We start from the raw sequence: 15,358 nt of genomic DNA, 5'->3' as shown, positions 1-15,358 counted from the left end.
TCTGTCGTCATTTAAGTTGGAAACCGCTGGACATTACATCTGCGCTCACGAAGCGCTGTGCAGCCAGCAAGAGAATAATCGTCGGTGCCGTTAAAATAATGGAAAATACCGCACCCGCATAAGCCGGATAATCGCTGATGATCGAATACATAACAATCGGCATCGTTTTATAGTTAGGAATGCCTACAAGGAATGTGCCCTGCGCTTCATCGAGCGAATTAAGAAAGGTAAAGATGGAAGCTACGATGATTCCCGGCATAGCCATGGGCAGCGTAATGCTGCGAAACACTCGAAACGGGCTTGCCCCTACGTCCCTGGCTGACTCCTCTTGAGCCAAATGCACATTACGGAAGGCCGCCGTTGGAATCCAGGTCATGAACATGAGCACGTTGATCATATGGATCAAAACAACACCTATTAACGTGTTCATCAGTCCAAGTTTGAAGAACAGCACAGCAATCGAAACATAAAGTCCCATTTTCGGGAAAGCATGTGTCAGAAGGAAGGAAAACAAGAAAAACTTACTAAGCGGAAATCGTATACGTGCAAACGCGTACGCCGCTGGAATGCACAGCACAATGGAAAGTGCCGTTACAATCGTTGCGATGACGAAAGACAAGCCGATCGATTTCGCAATATCTTCTTGCTGGAACACAAATGCCCACCATTTCAGCGACCACTCATGCGGCAAGATATCGGGGTACGTCCATTTGCCGGTAAAAGCCAGAATAGCCAGGTTGAGCAGCGGGCCCAAGAAAAAGATCACGAACACAACGAGTAAGAGAAATTCCACGATTTTACGCGGGCCTATCGCTTTTAAATACCAACGCATGCGGACTAACCACTCCTTTCAATGGAAGATGTTAGGGTTGACTGACGGACAATGAGTTTGGGCACAAGCTGCTTGGGATGCTCAATGTTTGCTTCCTGACGGATGAGCTTGTCGAGCAAGCTGAAGGCCTGAGTCCCCATTTCCTCCGTATTGACCCTGATGGTTGTCAAAGAAGGTGAAAACATAGCGGCAAAGTCGATATCGTCGAAGCCTACTACCGCTACTTGTTCAGGAATGCGGACCGCCTGTTCCAGCATAAATTTCATAGCGCCTAGCGCTATCATATCGTTAGTGGCGAATAGCGATGTATACCCGCCTGCACGAAACTCCTCCCAGTGGGCACGCATTAACTCGTACCCTTCTCCATAGGTGGACGTCGATGCCTGCAAGATCGAACTTGCTGGGAACGGAATCCCCGATTCTCTCAAGTGATTTTTGAAACCCTTCAGCCTCAAATTATGGCTGCGATGCGTCTGCGGTCCGGCGATCACGAAAATGTGACGATGACCCTGATCGGTGAGATGCTCCGCAACCATACGGCCGCCTTCCTCGTCTTGATTCACAATATGCATGACACCATCGACATCCGTGGAACCATTAACCATGACATAGGGAACTCCGAAGTTTGCGATGTAATCAATGACATTTTGCTGCAAACGGCTAATAAGGATCAGTCCGTCCACCCTTTTTTCCATCATAAAATCTGCCGAACGCAGCGACATTTCATGATCCGTCGTAACGAACACGGAATAATCCATGCTTGCAGCTGTCATTAGTATGGCATCAAGGATTTTTCCATAAAACGGATGGGAAGCAATTGGATGATGCCTCCGATAAATCAGAACGCCAATGTTATGTGTTCTTTGTGAAACCATAGCCCTTGCAACGGCATTGGGCTTATATTGTAGTTCTTTAATCAGTTGTAGCACTTTATTGCGCACTTCCATGCTTGTATAACCCTTGCCAGATATCACCCGAGAGACAGTTGATTTGGATACACCGGCGCGTAGGGCAATTTCCTTAATCGTATGCTCCATGCTGCGACCCCATTTCTGAATGTGAGACCGTTCCCACACACTTAATTTAACTTAGATTTATTATTGCTGTGTTAGCAACAAGATAAATAATTGTAAAGACAAAAAAGCCCTCCCCAGGTTCTTTCGACCTTTGGGATAGCTAATAATTCGATCTATTTGAGGGCATGCTAGAATTGTCTGTACATTTTACCTAAAGGAGATCATTGACGTGAACAAATCCAGAGCATTAGAAATCGCCGCATCCCCAGAAATGGCTTATGTGACCTATAATGAAATTCAAATTTACATTCAAACTGTTGATGAAAAAAATGATACGGCTATGATCTACACGCTCGATCAGCCAGAACTGGAGCAAGAAGTCCCTCTAATCAATTTAATTGAGCATTAAAAGAGGGTACCCCTCAGTCATCTTTATGACCTCTGGGACATCCTCTAATTGGCGTACTTAGTTACGCTCCCACTAAAACACAAACGCCTGCAGGCACACCTGCGTATCGGATAAGCAGCGTCCGGGAATTGGGATGCAGCTCATCTCCAGGAGATCCGATCCATCTGCACTCACACAGCATCTGATATTAAGCTATAGTTTCCGTTTAGCGTACTGTTTTTAGCTATGAGCCAGCAGGTAAATGGCACGGTGCATAAGACTTGGTTTATGCCGGGGTTCTCAGACGCGGACCATGGCCATGCCGCGGTTCGAACCATTAAGGAGTGCCACAAGACCATCTGGCGCCCGCTCCAAACCTTCAACAACATGGTAGAACGGCTTGATACGACCCTCCTGTACCCATTTCCAAAGATTGCGATCTGCTTCGCTGAAGAGATGGCTGTAGACCCCATACGGGAACCCCCGCATGGTAAGATTCTTCAAAATCACGGTGAGTGGCACACCTTTCGGACCGACCATAGGCTGATCGCTGTCGTACTGCGACGCATTCCCACAAAGGATGATGCGGCCACCAAACTTCATCGCGTCCAAGGCGGCTTCCAGTACAGGCCCACCGACGTTGTCGAAGAATAGGTCCACGCCCTCTGGACAAGTCTCCTTTAACTGCCCCTCCAAGTTCCCAGCCTTATAGTCAATAGTTGCATCTATGCCGAGCTCGCGTTCAAGCCACGCGCATTTCTCGCGTCCGCCGGCTATGCCGACGACGCGGCAACCTGAAAGCTTTGCTAGCTGAACGACCAAGGATCCGACCCCCCCTGCTGCGGCAGACACCAGTACCGTTTCTCCAGCTCGAGCCTGACCTGCGTGAAGAAAACCGAAGTAAGCCGTGTAGCCGGTTTGACCAAGAAGACCCATGTAATGTTCCACCGGATGGCCACCGTCGCGTTTAGTGAGAACCTGCGCCGGCATAACGGCGAAATCCTGCCAAGGCGCGAAGTACGCCTGCACAACGTCGCCTTGCGCGAATCCCGGATCATTGGAGGCGACGACCTCTCCTACGGCCAAGCTCGTCATCGGCTTTCCCGCTTGCATGACGTCCGGCATCATCATGTATGCGCGATTGCCAGGCATGATATTGAGGTAAAGGTTCCGGAACAGGACCTCGCCGAGTCCAGGCTCAGGAACATCTATCTCTTGCAGTTTGAAAATATCCGTCTTCAGCTTGCCCTTCGGCATAGCCGTGTAGAGCCATTGCCTGTTACCCTGTCGTGTAATTTTTTCAGTTTTAGCCATTATTAAAACTCCTCACCTTCGATGTGGAAGATAAATGCGATTATCTCCTTTTAAATTGTTGTAATTGTGCGGTTGACGTTTTTAATTGTAAAACGTATTATTAAACCATTCAATGGTCGATAATGAACGGATTGATAATTAATAGTCACTTTCTCGTTATTTGACCATTATCATTATTAAATGGAGAGTTTATATATGGCTAAAGAAAAGATAGACCTACGAATTCTAAAAACAAGGAAAGCTATTAAAGACGCCTTCTTGACTCTAATTCAAACGAAAGGCTATGAACGGATAAGCATACAAGACATAGCCGACGAAGCCATAATCAATAGGAACACTTTTTATTTACATTATGTGGACAAACCTGATTTGATGGAGAAATTATGTCATGAAAGTATGGATAAATTAAATGTTTGCTTTAACCTGGGTATGAAAGATAAAGGTATCCGTGCAACAGATGAGGAAATGTTTATCTTAAGCTTAAGTGAAATTTTTAAAGCTATAGAAGCAAACATTGTTTTCTTTAGAACGATGCTGAATCTAAATGGTTACCCTCACTTTACAACTCATTTAAAAGAAGCACTAAAAGATATTTTTCTTTCAGGTATTGGTGGGCAAGAATATAATCAAAAATTTAAAATCGGGCTTGAATACATGATTTCAGGATTAGTAGCCGTGATTTGTATGTGGATTTCAGATCCAGAGCATTTGATAGTTGAAGAGGTCATCGAACATTTGAGCAAAATTCATTTTATTAATGTATTGAACTTGATAAAAAACATATAGCGCAATAGCCTAGGAAAAATACACTTTGTGCGGGGAAGATCCGATTGACGTACGTACTGTGAAACTACGGAAGCTTACAACTTCCCCTGTGAGAGGAACCCTGAACATGTTTAAAAAGATTGTCTGGACAATAGGAACCCTCGTCATCGCGAGTGGCATCGCGGTCATCCTTCTTTCCATGGAGACTGAATTAGATGACCTAGAACAAAGTCGATCAGATTCTGCTGTTGTGCAGACTCATCCCACGGATACTTCCTCACCTGCCAAGCCGAAACAACCGGATATTTTAACTTATTGGATGAACCAAGAGAAGAAATCCGCACAATCCGGATATGCAGTGGCCGCAGCTTCATACCGAGATCGGATCGCAGCTTACTCAGCCGGACTTCCTACGATATCGCCTTTAACTCATAATTGGCCGAACATCCAAGCTCCTTCAGCGACAATGGAGCTCTACCTCCGCGTTCCTTTGAGACAGGAAGCTTCCAGTCTTGCCAAGCATGAGCCAGCATCGGGGGCTTATATCGGTATGCTAGGGGCGGATCGCAGGGTTGGCTACGATGTTACGAAGATTGAAGATGTGTACGGACGGAAGCACGCTCTTTATTTGGCTTATGTCGGATGGCGGAAGGTACAGACCGATACGAATACCTATTTCCCCGCGCGGACTGCCGAAAGAGTAAAGGAGCTTGGCGGCGCACTCCAGATCGGTTGGGAACCGCGATTTGGCTTAGACGACGTGCAGGATGACGAATACGTCCGAAAGTTTGCTCGGGAAACCAAGGCCTCCGGCATTCCAATTTTCTTGCGTTATGCATCGGAGATGAATGGCGCCTGGGTGCCATGGCACGGAAATCCTCAGCAATATATAGAGAAATTCCGCCTCATTCACGACATTATGGCCGAAGAAGCGCCTAATGTTGCGATGGTTTGGTCGCCTAATTTCTCTCCGTCGAATACGATCGATGACTACTATCCAGGGGACTCCTACGTGGACTGGGTTGGTTTCTCCTTGTATAACACCCCCTACTCAGAGGATAAAGAGCAGCTTAAAGGGACCGTGATCGATACCTTCACCCCTCTGTACGAGCGCTATAGTCATAAACCTATTATGATTTCAGAGGGTGCAATTGCTCACACCTATCTGCCCACTAACCAAACTTACTGGAGCTGGGCCGAGGGCCAAATGGGGTACATGTACGGTTTGCTGCCGCGATTGTTTCCTCAGGTCAAAGCAATCACCTACTTTAACTTCAGCCGAGCACAAGCGATTCGAACGAATGGCACTTATGTGTACGATATCGGCGAGAATCCATTCATGGACGGCTTATATCAAAGGCTAATCACATCCGACTGGTTTTTAAGCAAGGTCGAGACAGGCGTTAACCCCATTCAATACCGCTATACGCCAGTTACAGGACTTTCTCTTCCTGCTGGCAAACAAACCGTTCTTGTCAATCCTAAGCTTGAGAACGAGCGGGGTGAACCCCCATTTGCTATCGCCATTTACCAAGGCAATCAATTTCTAGGCGTTAGTTATGAGGCTCCATGGGAAATAGAAATTCAAGTGAATGCTGAATCGGCGTCCGAGCCATGGTACGTACTCGCTTACAATGACAAGATGGCGTTGACTGCTGTCAGCAAAGGCGTTTTAGCTACAAATTAATGGCATCTTGCAATAAAAAGGCCTGACGGATCAAAGTCCGTCAGGCCTTGGTATTTAGCTGGAATCCCGCTAAGGCTTTGCTTGATGGAACTGGAGTCCTCTATCTGGACGAAATCCAGCTGTTTCCTCGATGAGCGGAACTACAGGGTCTTATCTCACCTCAATGGCACGTTTCTCAAGTGAAATTGACAAAATAACGGACCGTAGTTCCCCCTACAGACGGAAAATGTGCCTTTTCATTGAAATAGCGGACTGTAGTTCCCAACTTACTATGCGGACGAAGAACAATCGCTCATTCCTTCACGCCTTAGTAATCAACTACCTCAAAAGACAAGGACGTTTGTGATCAAATTTCCAATTTGGGATATAAAATTGCATAGCCAGCGCATCATCACGCGCTCCCAAACCTTCCTTATTATAAAGCTGATGCGCCTTCTCAATAGCGTCCATATCGATTTCTACGCCAAGACCTGGCTTGCTCGGAACATCCACCATGCCCCCAACAATCTGAAACGGCTCCTTGGTCAACTGTTGTCCTTCCTGCCAAATCCAATGCGTATCAATAGCCGTTATTTTTCCCGGCGCTGCGGCTGCCACATGGGTAAACATCGCAAGCGAAATATCAAAATGGTTATTCGAATGCGATCCCCACGTCAACCCCCAATCCTGACACATCTGAGCTACTCTAACAGAACCTTGCATCGTCCAGAAGTGTGGATCCGCTAACGGAATATCAACAGATTGCAGTTGGATCGTATGTCCCATCTGGCGCCAATCGGTAGCGATCATGTTCGTTGCTGTAGGAAGGCCTGTCTCACGCCGGAACTCGGCCATGATTTCACGGCCTGAATACCCATTTTCTGCACCACATGGATCTTCTGCATAAGCCAAGACATGATGCTGATCACGGCATAAGTGAATCGCCTCAACTAATGCCCATGCCCCGTTAGGGTCAAGTGTAATTCTTGCTTGAGGGAAACGTTCCGCTAGCGCAGTGACAGCTTCAATCTCCTCCTCACCGCGCAGCACGCCTCCTTTTAACTTAAAATCATTAAAGCCGTATCGCCTATGAGCTGCTTCGGCGAGTTTCACGACAGCCCCAGGTGTAAGCGCTTCCTCATGACGCAGTCGAAACCAATCATCCTCAGCATCCTCTGCGCCCAGGTAAGGTAGATTTGTTCTTCTCCGATCACCTATATAGAACAAGTAACCTAACATCTCTACTTTATCCCGCTGTTGACCTTCTCCCAAGAGTGCAGCAATGGGAACATCAAGGAATTTACCTAAGAGATCAAGAAGTGCAGCTTCCAATGCCGTAACAGCGTGTATCGTGATACGAAGATCGAAAGTCTGCAAACCGCGCCCTCCCATATCCCGTTCTGCGAATTGCTTGCGAACCTTAGTAAGAATGTTATTGTATTGACCGATCGATTGACCGATAAGCAATGGGCCCGCGTCTTCAAGCGTTTTACGAATATTCTCGCCGCCTGGTACTTCGCCAACGCCAGTATGACCTGCATTGTCTTTGAGAATGACGATATTTCGTGTAAAGAATGGAGCATGAGCACCACTAAGATTGAAGAGCATACTATCGTGTCCTGCAACTGGAATAACTTTTAGTTCGGTAATGATGGGCGTACTGGAAGTTTGGTTTCTCGATTGCTCATTTAGTAGTTCTTGTTTCATGGCTGGCCTCTCCCTTTCAATTGGATGTATACCGGTTGAATGAAGGTGAAAACTAATTAACTACCTTAGATTAAATTGTACCACGTCCTCTAGCTCCTAAGTACTTAAATACCTCATATTCACATATTTTTGTTAGGGAATAGTATGAGCTCGCTAGAGAGGAAGTTGAAATTATGGTTCATTATAAAAAAATGAAGATCGATGGCTGGGAACTATTTTTTCGCCAAGCCGGAAGTCCGTACAATCCAACAATCATCCTTCTTCATGGTTTTCCAAGCTCCTCCCATATGTTCAGGGATTTAATTCCTTTACTGGCAGACCGATTTCATGTCATTGCTCCTGACTATCTAGGATTTGGAAATAGCAGTATGCCTTCCGTTGAAGAATTTTCTTACACTTTCGAGAATCTATCTATTATGATTGAAAAGCTTATTAATAATCTGTGTATTTCTCATTATATGTTGTACGCCCACGATTATGGAGGGCCTATCGGATTCAGATTGGCTGTTCGCAATCCGCAACGCATTCTTGGGTTCGTTATTCAGAATGCCGTGATTAGTGCAAACGGATTAGGGAAACCGTTCGATCTCTTCAAAGCACTTTGGGCAGATCGTAATCCTGCAACCGAAGCGGCCTTTGCCAAGCTAACAACTTTTGATTTTACGAAAATGCAGTATTTAACAGGCGTGTGTCAGCCCTATCTAATTAGCCCCGATGGTTATTTAATGGACCAATTATTCTTAGATCGCCCGGGTAATGGCCAAATTCAGTTGGAACTGGGCTACGATTATCGCAAGAATGTGGAAGAATACCCTGTTTGGCAGCATTACCTGCGAACCTATCAACCTCCTACGCTGGTAACCTGGGGCAAAAATGATTTTATATTTACGTTAAAAGGGGCCCTTACCTTTGGAGAACTATCCAAGTGTGTGGAAACTCATTTTTTATGCGGGGGGCATTTTGTTTTGGAAGAGCAAAGCCAACAAGTTTCCGAGCTTATCAAGCGGTTCTTTGGCCGTATATATGCTTGGGGTTCCTTTACTTAAATAAACGAAAAAGGAGCTGCCGCCGGGCAAGCTCCCTTCTATTGTTGATAATACTTAAATAGTACTGCTGCTGATGTACTCTCTTAGGCATGGATACGGGCCACTGAGGATATGTGCCATGGTAACGATAAAGTTGTGATGATCCTCCAAAATTTGGGGAGAGGTGCCGACGCGATTGGCTAGTGATGGTTCAACCGCTGCTTCCTTTTCTGAACTTAGTTGGTTAAGCAGTTCGTTGTTTTGAGCTACCGTTCTGCAAATTTCCATTAAAGTCTGTGTTTCGACGCCTGATGGCTGGCAAGTCAAATTCGGAAAATGAATATTGAGCTCTTCCAACCGTCTTTTTAAATGAAGAATTTCATGTTGACGTTGTACAGAATCATTGGATCTTTTCACTTGAAAAAGATTCTTCAATCCTTTGGTCACTCTCGTAAGCAGCATGTCTAGTTCCTCCTATTTTCTCTAGAAGAGAAAAAGGAAGCGAGGGAATAGAACCACAAGTAACAGGGTTCCAATGAATGTTTCTATTCTTTTCTTTCTACGCTGACGAAGTTAGCTGACGGATTCGGGTTGAAAGTTAACCCTAACACTATGAAAGTGTACTCACCCCAGAGAACTTGGTTCCCCCGCTTCTTTAATCTAAAGAATTAAGCGTATTTTATCAATTTACTCCAATGTTACAAGAGAAGCAATAGTAATATTTTCTTATATATGCTATGTCATTAGTCATGTATCCCTTTTAACCATATCATTATTCGATCTACTACCTCCTTATATCTTTGCCCAACAAGCAGGCCGGTGTGTGTCGTATTCCAAAGCCCTGTATATTCCGCATGGAGATGTGCTGCTGTCACCTTTCCTCGCTCATCATCCTCCTCACAATTTACTGCTTTGATCACCAAGGCTGGGCTGGCCATCAAACTGCTGTCTACCGAGATCCCACCGTTTGCTTCCAATGAAAAATAAAAAGCGCTAAATGCTTTTGACGACTCCATAGTTACATATTTTCTCTGAAAATCAACATCATCTGCCGATTCATCTATACTAGTATTCTCTTCTCGGGTTGGCGCAGGCATTAAGATTCCCGGTGTCATCTGAGGCATATGTTTATAGGGTACAGATTCATATACTTCCTTGCTTATACTTGTATCGATGACCACCAAGCCTGCTAGTTTGATGGTTTCAGCCAGCTTTTGGCTTAATATGCCACCCATACTAAATCCTATGAGAATCGGTGGAACACTAATCTCAGCCAGAACCTCTTTCATATCCTCCAAATAATCCTCGAAGGAGACATTTGTCAAATCAAACACTCTGCTTTTGTAATGACCTCTCAAGTTCATAACATAGCATTTCCACCCTTCGCTTATAAAGTGAGGGATGTATTTGCTCCACATCCAACTTCCCGTGTAGGCACCGTGTACAAATAAAAGCGGAGGTCTTTTGGTAGCTTTCTCCGGAAGGCCCTCACCTTCGAATATTTCTAAGTAGAGATCATTTTCTCCGATATATTTCACCATGTGGTCAGGCAAATCTTTCGTATAGTCTTTCATAAAAAGCTCCTCTCGCCTTATAGTTTGACGTCAAACTATTTATCCAAAAAAAATTAGAAGTTGTGATATATTTTCATTAGAATTCTTAGCAATTCCTCTTTTTCTTTATCCGTAATCTCACCATAAAAAACGTTTAGCATGTCTTGTGAAATGGATTCAAATACAGGTTTCAGTTCCTCCCCCTTTGGCGTTAAGGAAACATAGACAACTCTTGTATCTACGGTGTCCCTTTCCTTAATCGTGTAACCGAGACGGACCAATTTGTCAACAAGCGCAGTCACTGTAGACTTATCTTTATCAATTTTCTTGGCAATCTCCGCCATAGTCAATCTTGGCGTCTTGAATAGAGCAAAGATAATATCACCATGTGAAATCGCAATATCATCGACCCCGTATTTCGCCATCTCGGATATAATAAACCGATTCGTCTTTTCTCTAATTTTGGATAGGAGTGATACAGCATCTCTAGGTTTCATATCTACATTATAGTTTGACGTCAAACTAATGTCAAATATAAATGTGAGGCAGCCGAACTAAGTTACCGGCTGCCTAGAGCTACTTTTCACAAATCCACTTTATAAATACAAGGAACTCCCTCCATATCAGAGGTAAATATAATAAACGAGCCATCAGGCGAGAAAGCCGGATGCGGGTGGGCATCCTGTGTGTTGCCGTAAGACTTCCAGCTAGTTCCATGGGAGCATAGTCGCTCTTCTTGCCTCAACTCTACATCCACTAAATAAATGAAATGCTGCTCAGGCAGTTGCCCGTCCCCTACGATCTTCGTGTGATTGGCATTCGAAATAAAGTGGCAGTACTTGGAGCAGTTCATCCAGACTTCTTCCGCTAACGTCTCCGAGTCCATGAAGCGGATGCTTTCATGATAGAGATCGTCCTTATGCCGATAAACATAGGCAAATCTGGAACCGTCGGCAAGCCAATACTCATGCGTGATGAGCTCATCATGCGTTTGTTCCTTGGCGCAGCGCAGCCGCGTCCCGTCCTTTTGGACCAGCCAGAGCCTAGCATCGATTAGATGCCCAGGACCTTCATGACAAAACAAAATAGTCGATGGATCGTTTGGACGAATTTGCGGATGCCCAAGCCAGCAATGTAGCTCTTCGTGCGCGATGTGGCTGGTTCGCTGTTCGATATCAAGGTAGATGATTCGGCAGTGCGGTTTCGCAGCCCATTGGGGCTCGAAGTTGGACCAGTCCCCTTTGCCTGGCACGACATCCTTTTCATTTATTTCGACGAGGACAAGATACTTGTCGTCTGAGCTGAGACCAGGATTCGCATTCGATTTCCACCCTGCAGGTGTCGTGTACAGCACCTCTTCCTTAAGCGTTTCCATATCCAATCGCATGATCCGCTGATCCCTGCAATAGATTAAGCAGCTATCGTCACTCGTCAGACTGCAGCTGAAATCGTGGATATCCGGTCCTTCCGTTAGTTGCAGGGCCGATCCGTCGTTCAGATCCATCCGATAAAGCTGACGAGCTCCCTCACGCTCGCTAGCGTATAGGAGATAGCGATTGTCGTTTGTGATCATTTTATAATAAAAATAAGGATGATGATTCACCTGCTCCGGCTCTGTTAAACGAGTCATAGCACGGCCCGTATATGCATCGACAAACGGATGGAATTCGTTTCGAATCGTAGATCCTTTAGCCATCTATGATCACTCCATTTCTTATTAATCAAATCTTATTGGACCGAGGCCTCAGCATCTTCATCTTCTCCGCAGGCTTGAGAGGTAATTTCAATTGAAGCAGCGAGCGGTTCGGAGCACGGAATTCCGCCTGAACCTCAACTCCCGATTCTATAACAGAAACCTGAGCGTCTAATTCATCTCCCTGCTCGCCCAAACGCCATGCAAACAAGAGCAGCGCTTCCTTCAAGTTAACAAAATCAAACCTCTTCCGTTCGCCAGCGTAGATGACATAGTCAAGGAACAGCTCATTCTGTTCCTGCCCAAGTTCCCAGCCCGGCTGTTCTCCGTCAAAGGCTGCGAATATTTTTTTCACATGAAGCATCTGTTCTGCTATGTGTACCACCACTGATTCGGCTTCCCGCGAGACAACATCTGCCCTCACCTCATGCAGGCTTCCACCAATCTCAAAGCGAACTCTCAGGTCCGCTGTTTCAATAGCCCCGTCAATTGGATCGAGTCCAATGTGCGTATTGCCGCCATTCGTGCAAAAACCGATGCCGAACAACACGTCATTCCCCTTTTGAACACTAGAAAAGATACCGGAAGAGTAGTCGTAGCCTTCGTTTAGCAGGCGCAAATGAATATAGGTGGATGCCTCACCACTGCGTACATAAGCTAGCAAATTGCGACGCTGATTCCACATCACATCCTTGCTGAAGGTTCCCACACTAACTGGCCCTTCCATGTACGTAGTTGCTTGGTTAACGATCTCACCAACCTCGTCTTTACTAATTGTCTGCACAAGCTCCGCTGTCTCTGTTCGTTTGAACGCTGATATGTACTTTGCAGGGCAGCAAATATCATTGCCATACCAGTCCAAATTGTACTTCAACTGATCGTCTGGCATGAAGCTCAACTCACCGTGACTTGCGATCTGCACGAAGGATAAAATTTCTGGCGTCATCATCGTATGATAGGCACGGCTGTGTGGACCAGACCACTGTTTGCTTGGGGCATGGAAGTGCTCAGCCACCAGCCCCCATGCGACATCCAGCATCTCGGAGCTGAGCTCTTTCGCTTCCGCAACTTGGGTCGCCGTATAAATGCTGGACAACTCCTGAATGGCCACGATCGTATACGTCGGACTGTTATACTCTTGGAAAGTTCCTAGCTGTTTCGTGTAATCGCTGAACAGTCGCAACCGCTCCAACCCGTAATTCAAGTACTTTGCTTCGCCGTACACTTCACCTGTCAGCAAAGTAACGAAAGCGCCCATAATGGCAATGTTCGTATAGCTAGGACCGACATTACGCTTGATAATGGCATCGCAAGCACAAAAAAGCGCATGCCGAATCTGCTCGCGCAGCTCCGAGCTCAGGAGATCGAAATGCCTCTGCTCGGCCAGCACCAGCCGCTTCCCGCAGAAGTCCGCCCAATTCCAGTCTGGCGGAGCCATCATTTCGAGCGGCTCCTCGTAGAACCAAGACCATATGCCGAAGGTAGCATGCTCTGGATTCTGATCCTGCAGGCTGATCACTTGCTCAAGTATTCCCTGAGCTCTTTCTACATGATGAGGCTGGCGGCTGTCCAGCAATCCCAGAGCATAGACGCAGGCTGCCAAGGTGGGATGCGTAAACGCTACATTTTTCAACGTGCTATGATAGCCCGGTGTATGGAAAGGCTTTCGAACCATTCGCAGCTCGGGCGTGTATTCCTCATGCCATCTATCAAGCTGCCCCAGCAGCATGAAGTTCGGATCAATTGTCATTGTGATTTACACTCCTTTATCCGTATGAAATAGCCCCCCAACTCCTGTTCGAATCGGGAGGCTGCTTTGCCGTCTATGAAGCTTACTTGCTCTTCACATTTTTCTGATACCACTCTTGCGCTAACTTATCGACATTATCGCCGCCGAGACGTTTCCATTCTTTGCGAAGCTGCTCCATCCCCCATTGCGGCGAATATTGCGCACCACCTGTAATGACCTTCGTTTCAATATCATCAGACAAAGGACCGTAGGAAGTAGAAGTCTCACTCAGCTCAGGGAACGTCGGGTTAAACGGAATATCGCGTCTGTATTTATTCTTCATAGCTACCTTGAGTGATTCACCCTGCACCTTGGCATATTCCTGTGAAATCGCATCCGTCGCTGCCATTACCGCGAAATCCTCAGGTTTGGGACTCCACTGATCAAGCACGGCATACTCTGGCGCATAGATCGTTTCTTTCTTATTCTTCTCGGCATCAATTGTTTGAGGAACACCATTAACCAGCTTGTAATGCGTACCTTCCGTGCCGAACCTGACATCGAACCAGTTTTTGTCGATCCACCAGTCCAGCAGTTTGATGGCAGCTTCCGGATTTTTCATGTCTTTATTAAACACAATCAAACGGTTTGCCGGCGGTTCTTGATACAAGCCGAACTTCCCATACTTGGTTGATACCGGCTCTAGAGGCACAAGCTTCGAATCAGGGACATTTTGCTTCAATTCACGGTATTCAGCACCAATATTCCAGCTAGCGAAATAGATGCCTGCTTTACCTGTTACGAACAGCTGTCTTTCCTTCTGGAAGTTCTTGTCCGTAATATATTCCTTGTCGATTAGCCCTTCGTCGAAGAAAAGTTTAAGCTGAGTAAGTACGTCCGTATACCGCTCCGTTAGGCCGCCGTACACGATTTTATCATTCTCAAGATACCAGGTACTTTTGTTAGACGCATACATTGCCTGAATTATGCCTGCGTAGTTATAGTTGAAGGCAGCTCCCAACGTATCGTTTTTACCGTTGCCATCAGGATCTTTATCCTTGAAAGCCCGCATCACATTGACAAATTCATCCATCGTCGTTGGTGCTTTTAACCCCAGCTTATCGAGCCAATCTTGGCGGATCCACATGCCATGATTCGCAATGGAGTCAATGCCCCGTGCACTGGTCGCCATATAGGTTTTGCCATCAAACATGGTGTACGGCTTCAACTCTGGATGCGCTTTCAAATATGCTTTGTAAGAGGTGCTGTATTTCTCGATGTAATCGTCGATTGGTTGGATAGCTCCCTGCTCCTTCAATGTCGCCATGTAATCACGGCCGAATTCCCACATCATATCAGGTGCTTCGCCTGCAGCAATGAGCGTATTTAACTTCTTTGTAGATTCTGTCCGGAGAATCGGAACCCACTTCACGTTAATGCCCGATTTCTCATTGATGTATTTGGTCGTCCGGTTGCTCTCATAAGTTCCTTCGTCGCTCGCCACTTGGCCGCGGTCAAGGATGGATACACTAACCTCCAGCTTCTTATTCTCTCCTGAAGTCTTGCCTGAATTATCTGTGCTGCTTGGTGAGGAGCAAGCTGCAATTGCGAATAAAGAAGCGACTAGCGTTAAAGCTACGTGCTTTTGTTTAATCATCAAATTTTGCCTC

The 15,358-nt window shown here is 46.0% G+C and carries 14 protein-coding genes and 1 riboswitch; of the genes, 4 read left to right on the top strand and 10 right to left on the bottom strand.

Going from position 1 to position 15,358, the window contains the following annotated elements:
• Nucleotides 1–7: 7 nt before the first annotated feature.
• Both AC58UW_RS06315 and AC58UW_RS06310 read right to left on the bottom strand, forming a co-directional pair.
• A complete protein-coding gene (locus AC58UW_RS06315; RefSeq protein ID WP_497419825.1) occupies nt 8–832 on the bottom strand; it encodes an ABC transporter permease in 825 nt (274 codons plus the stop codon).
• A gap of 5 nt (nt 833–837) precedes the next feature.
• Nucleotides 838–1,869, bottom strand: coding sequence for a LacI family DNA-binding transcriptional regulator (locus AC58UW_RS06310; protein ID WP_497419824.1), 1,032 nt, complete (start codon nt 1,867–1,869; stop codon nt 838–840).
• 208 nt (nt 1,870–2,077) lie between these two features.
• On the opposite strand from AC58UW_RS06310, the gene AC58UW_RS06305 reads away from it, so the two are divergent.
• Nucleotides 2,078–2,257: an H-type small acid-soluble spore protein gene (locus AC58UW_RS06305; RefSeq protein WP_497419823.1), complete on the top strand. Its 180-nt coding sequence runs from the start codon at nt 2,078–2,080 to the stop codon at nt 2,255–2,257.
• 279 nt (nt 2,258–2,536) lie between these two features.
• Here AC58UW_RS06305 and AC58UW_RS06300 read toward each other — a convergent pair whose 3' ends face one another.
• Nucleotides 2,537–3,550: an NADP-dependent oxidoreductase gene (locus tag AC58UW_RS06300; protein WP_497419822.1), complete on the bottom strand. Its 1,014-nt coding sequence runs from the start codon at nt 3,548–3,550 to the stop codon at nt 2,537–2,539.
• 195 nt (nt 3,551–3,745) lie between these two features.
• On the opposite strand from AC58UW_RS06300, the gene AC58UW_RS06295 reads away from it, so the two are divergent.
• Together AC58UW_RS06295 and AC58UW_RS06290 are read left to right on the top strand one after the other, a co-directional pair.
• Entirely contained in the window at nt 3,746–4,336 is a 591-nt protein-coding gene (locus AC58UW_RS06295; RefSeq protein ID WP_497419821.1) for a TetR/AcrR family transcriptional regulator, read from the top strand.
• Nucleotides 4,337–4,442: 106 nt separating this feature from the next.
• A complete protein-coding gene (locus AC58UW_RS06290; RefSeq protein WP_497419820.1) occupies nt 4,443–6,002 on the top strand; it encodes a glycoside hydrolase family 26 protein in 1,560 nt (519 codons plus the stop codon).
• A gap of 318 nt (nt 6,003–6,320) precedes the next feature.
• On the opposite strand, the gene gudD is transcribed toward AC58UW_RS06290, so the two are convergent.
• Entirely contained in the window at nt 6,321–7,688 is a 1,368-nt protein-coding gene (gene gudD, locus AC58UW_RS06285; RefSeq protein ID WP_497419819.1) for a glucarate dehydratase, read from the bottom strand.
• 173 nt (nt 7,689–7,861) lie between these two features.
• Between gudD and AC58UW_RS06280 the strand changes: the two genes are divergently transcribed.
• Nucleotides 7,862–8,734, top strand: coding sequence for an alpha/beta fold hydrolase (locus tag AC58UW_RS06280; protein WP_497419818.1), 873 nt, complete (start codon nt 7,862–7,864; stop codon nt 8,732–8,734).
• A 54-nt stretch (nt 8,735–8,788) separates the two neighbouring features.
• Here the strand turns inward: AC58UW_RS06280 and AC58UW_RS06275 are convergent, their stop codons facing one another.
• The 6 genes from AC58UW_RS06275 to AC58UW_RS06250 all read right to left on the bottom strand — a co-directional run bounded on the left by AC58UW_RS06275 (nt 8,789) and on the right by AC58UW_RS06250 (nt 15,345).
• Complete coding sequence (locus AC58UW_RS06275) at nt 8,789–9,175, bottom strand: hypothetical protein (protein ID WP_497419817.1); 387 nt, start codon at nt 9,173–9,175, stop codon at nt 8,789–8,791.
• A gap of 84 nt (nt 9,176–9,259) precedes the next feature.
• Nucleotides 9,260–9,398: riboswitch (cyclic di-AMP (ydaO/yuaA leader) on the bottom strand.
• A 58-nt stretch (nt 9,399–9,456) separates the two neighbouring features.
• The gene (locus tag AC58UW_RS06270) at nt 9,457–10,254 is read right to left on the bottom strand and encodes an alpha/beta hydrolase (RefSeq protein ID WP_497419816.1); all 798 of its coding nucleotides are present in this window, start codon (nt 10,252–10,254) and stop codon (nt 9,457–9,459) included.
• Between the two features lie 86 nt (nt 10,255–10,340).
• The gene (locus AC58UW_RS06265) at nt 10,341–10,763 is read right to left on the bottom strand and encodes a MarR family winged helix-turn-helix transcriptional regulator (RefSeq protein WP_497419815.1); all 423 of its coding nucleotides are present in this window, start codon (nt 10,761–10,763) and stop codon (nt 10,341–10,343) included.
• 86 nt (nt 10,764–10,849) lie between these two features.
• Nucleotides 10,850–11,962: an oligogalacturonate lyase family protein gene (locus AC58UW_RS06260; RefSeq protein ID WP_497419814.1), complete on the bottom strand. Its 1,113-nt coding sequence runs from the start codon at nt 11,960–11,962 to the stop codon at nt 10,850–10,852.
• A 25-nt stretch (nt 11,963–11,987) separates the two neighbouring features.
• Nucleotides 11,988–13,709: a DUF8769 domain-containing protein gene (locus tag AC58UW_RS06255; RefSeq protein WP_497419813.1), complete on the bottom strand. Its 1,722-nt coding sequence runs from the start codon at nt 13,707–13,709 to the stop codon at nt 11,988–11,990.
• A gap of 82 nt (nt 13,710–13,791) precedes the next feature.
• Nucleotides 13,792–15,345, bottom strand: coding sequence for an extracellular solute-binding protein (locus AC58UW_RS06250; RefSeq protein WP_497419812.1), 1,554 nt, complete (start codon nt 15,343–15,345; stop codon nt 13,792–13,794).
• Nucleotides 15,346–15,358 lie beyond the last annotated feature (13 nt).

This window comes from Paenibacillus sp. J22R160 (assembly GCF_059692135.1).
Note: the sequence above shows the minus strand (reverse complement) of the source record. Positions and strands in the feature narration are given on the sequence as shown.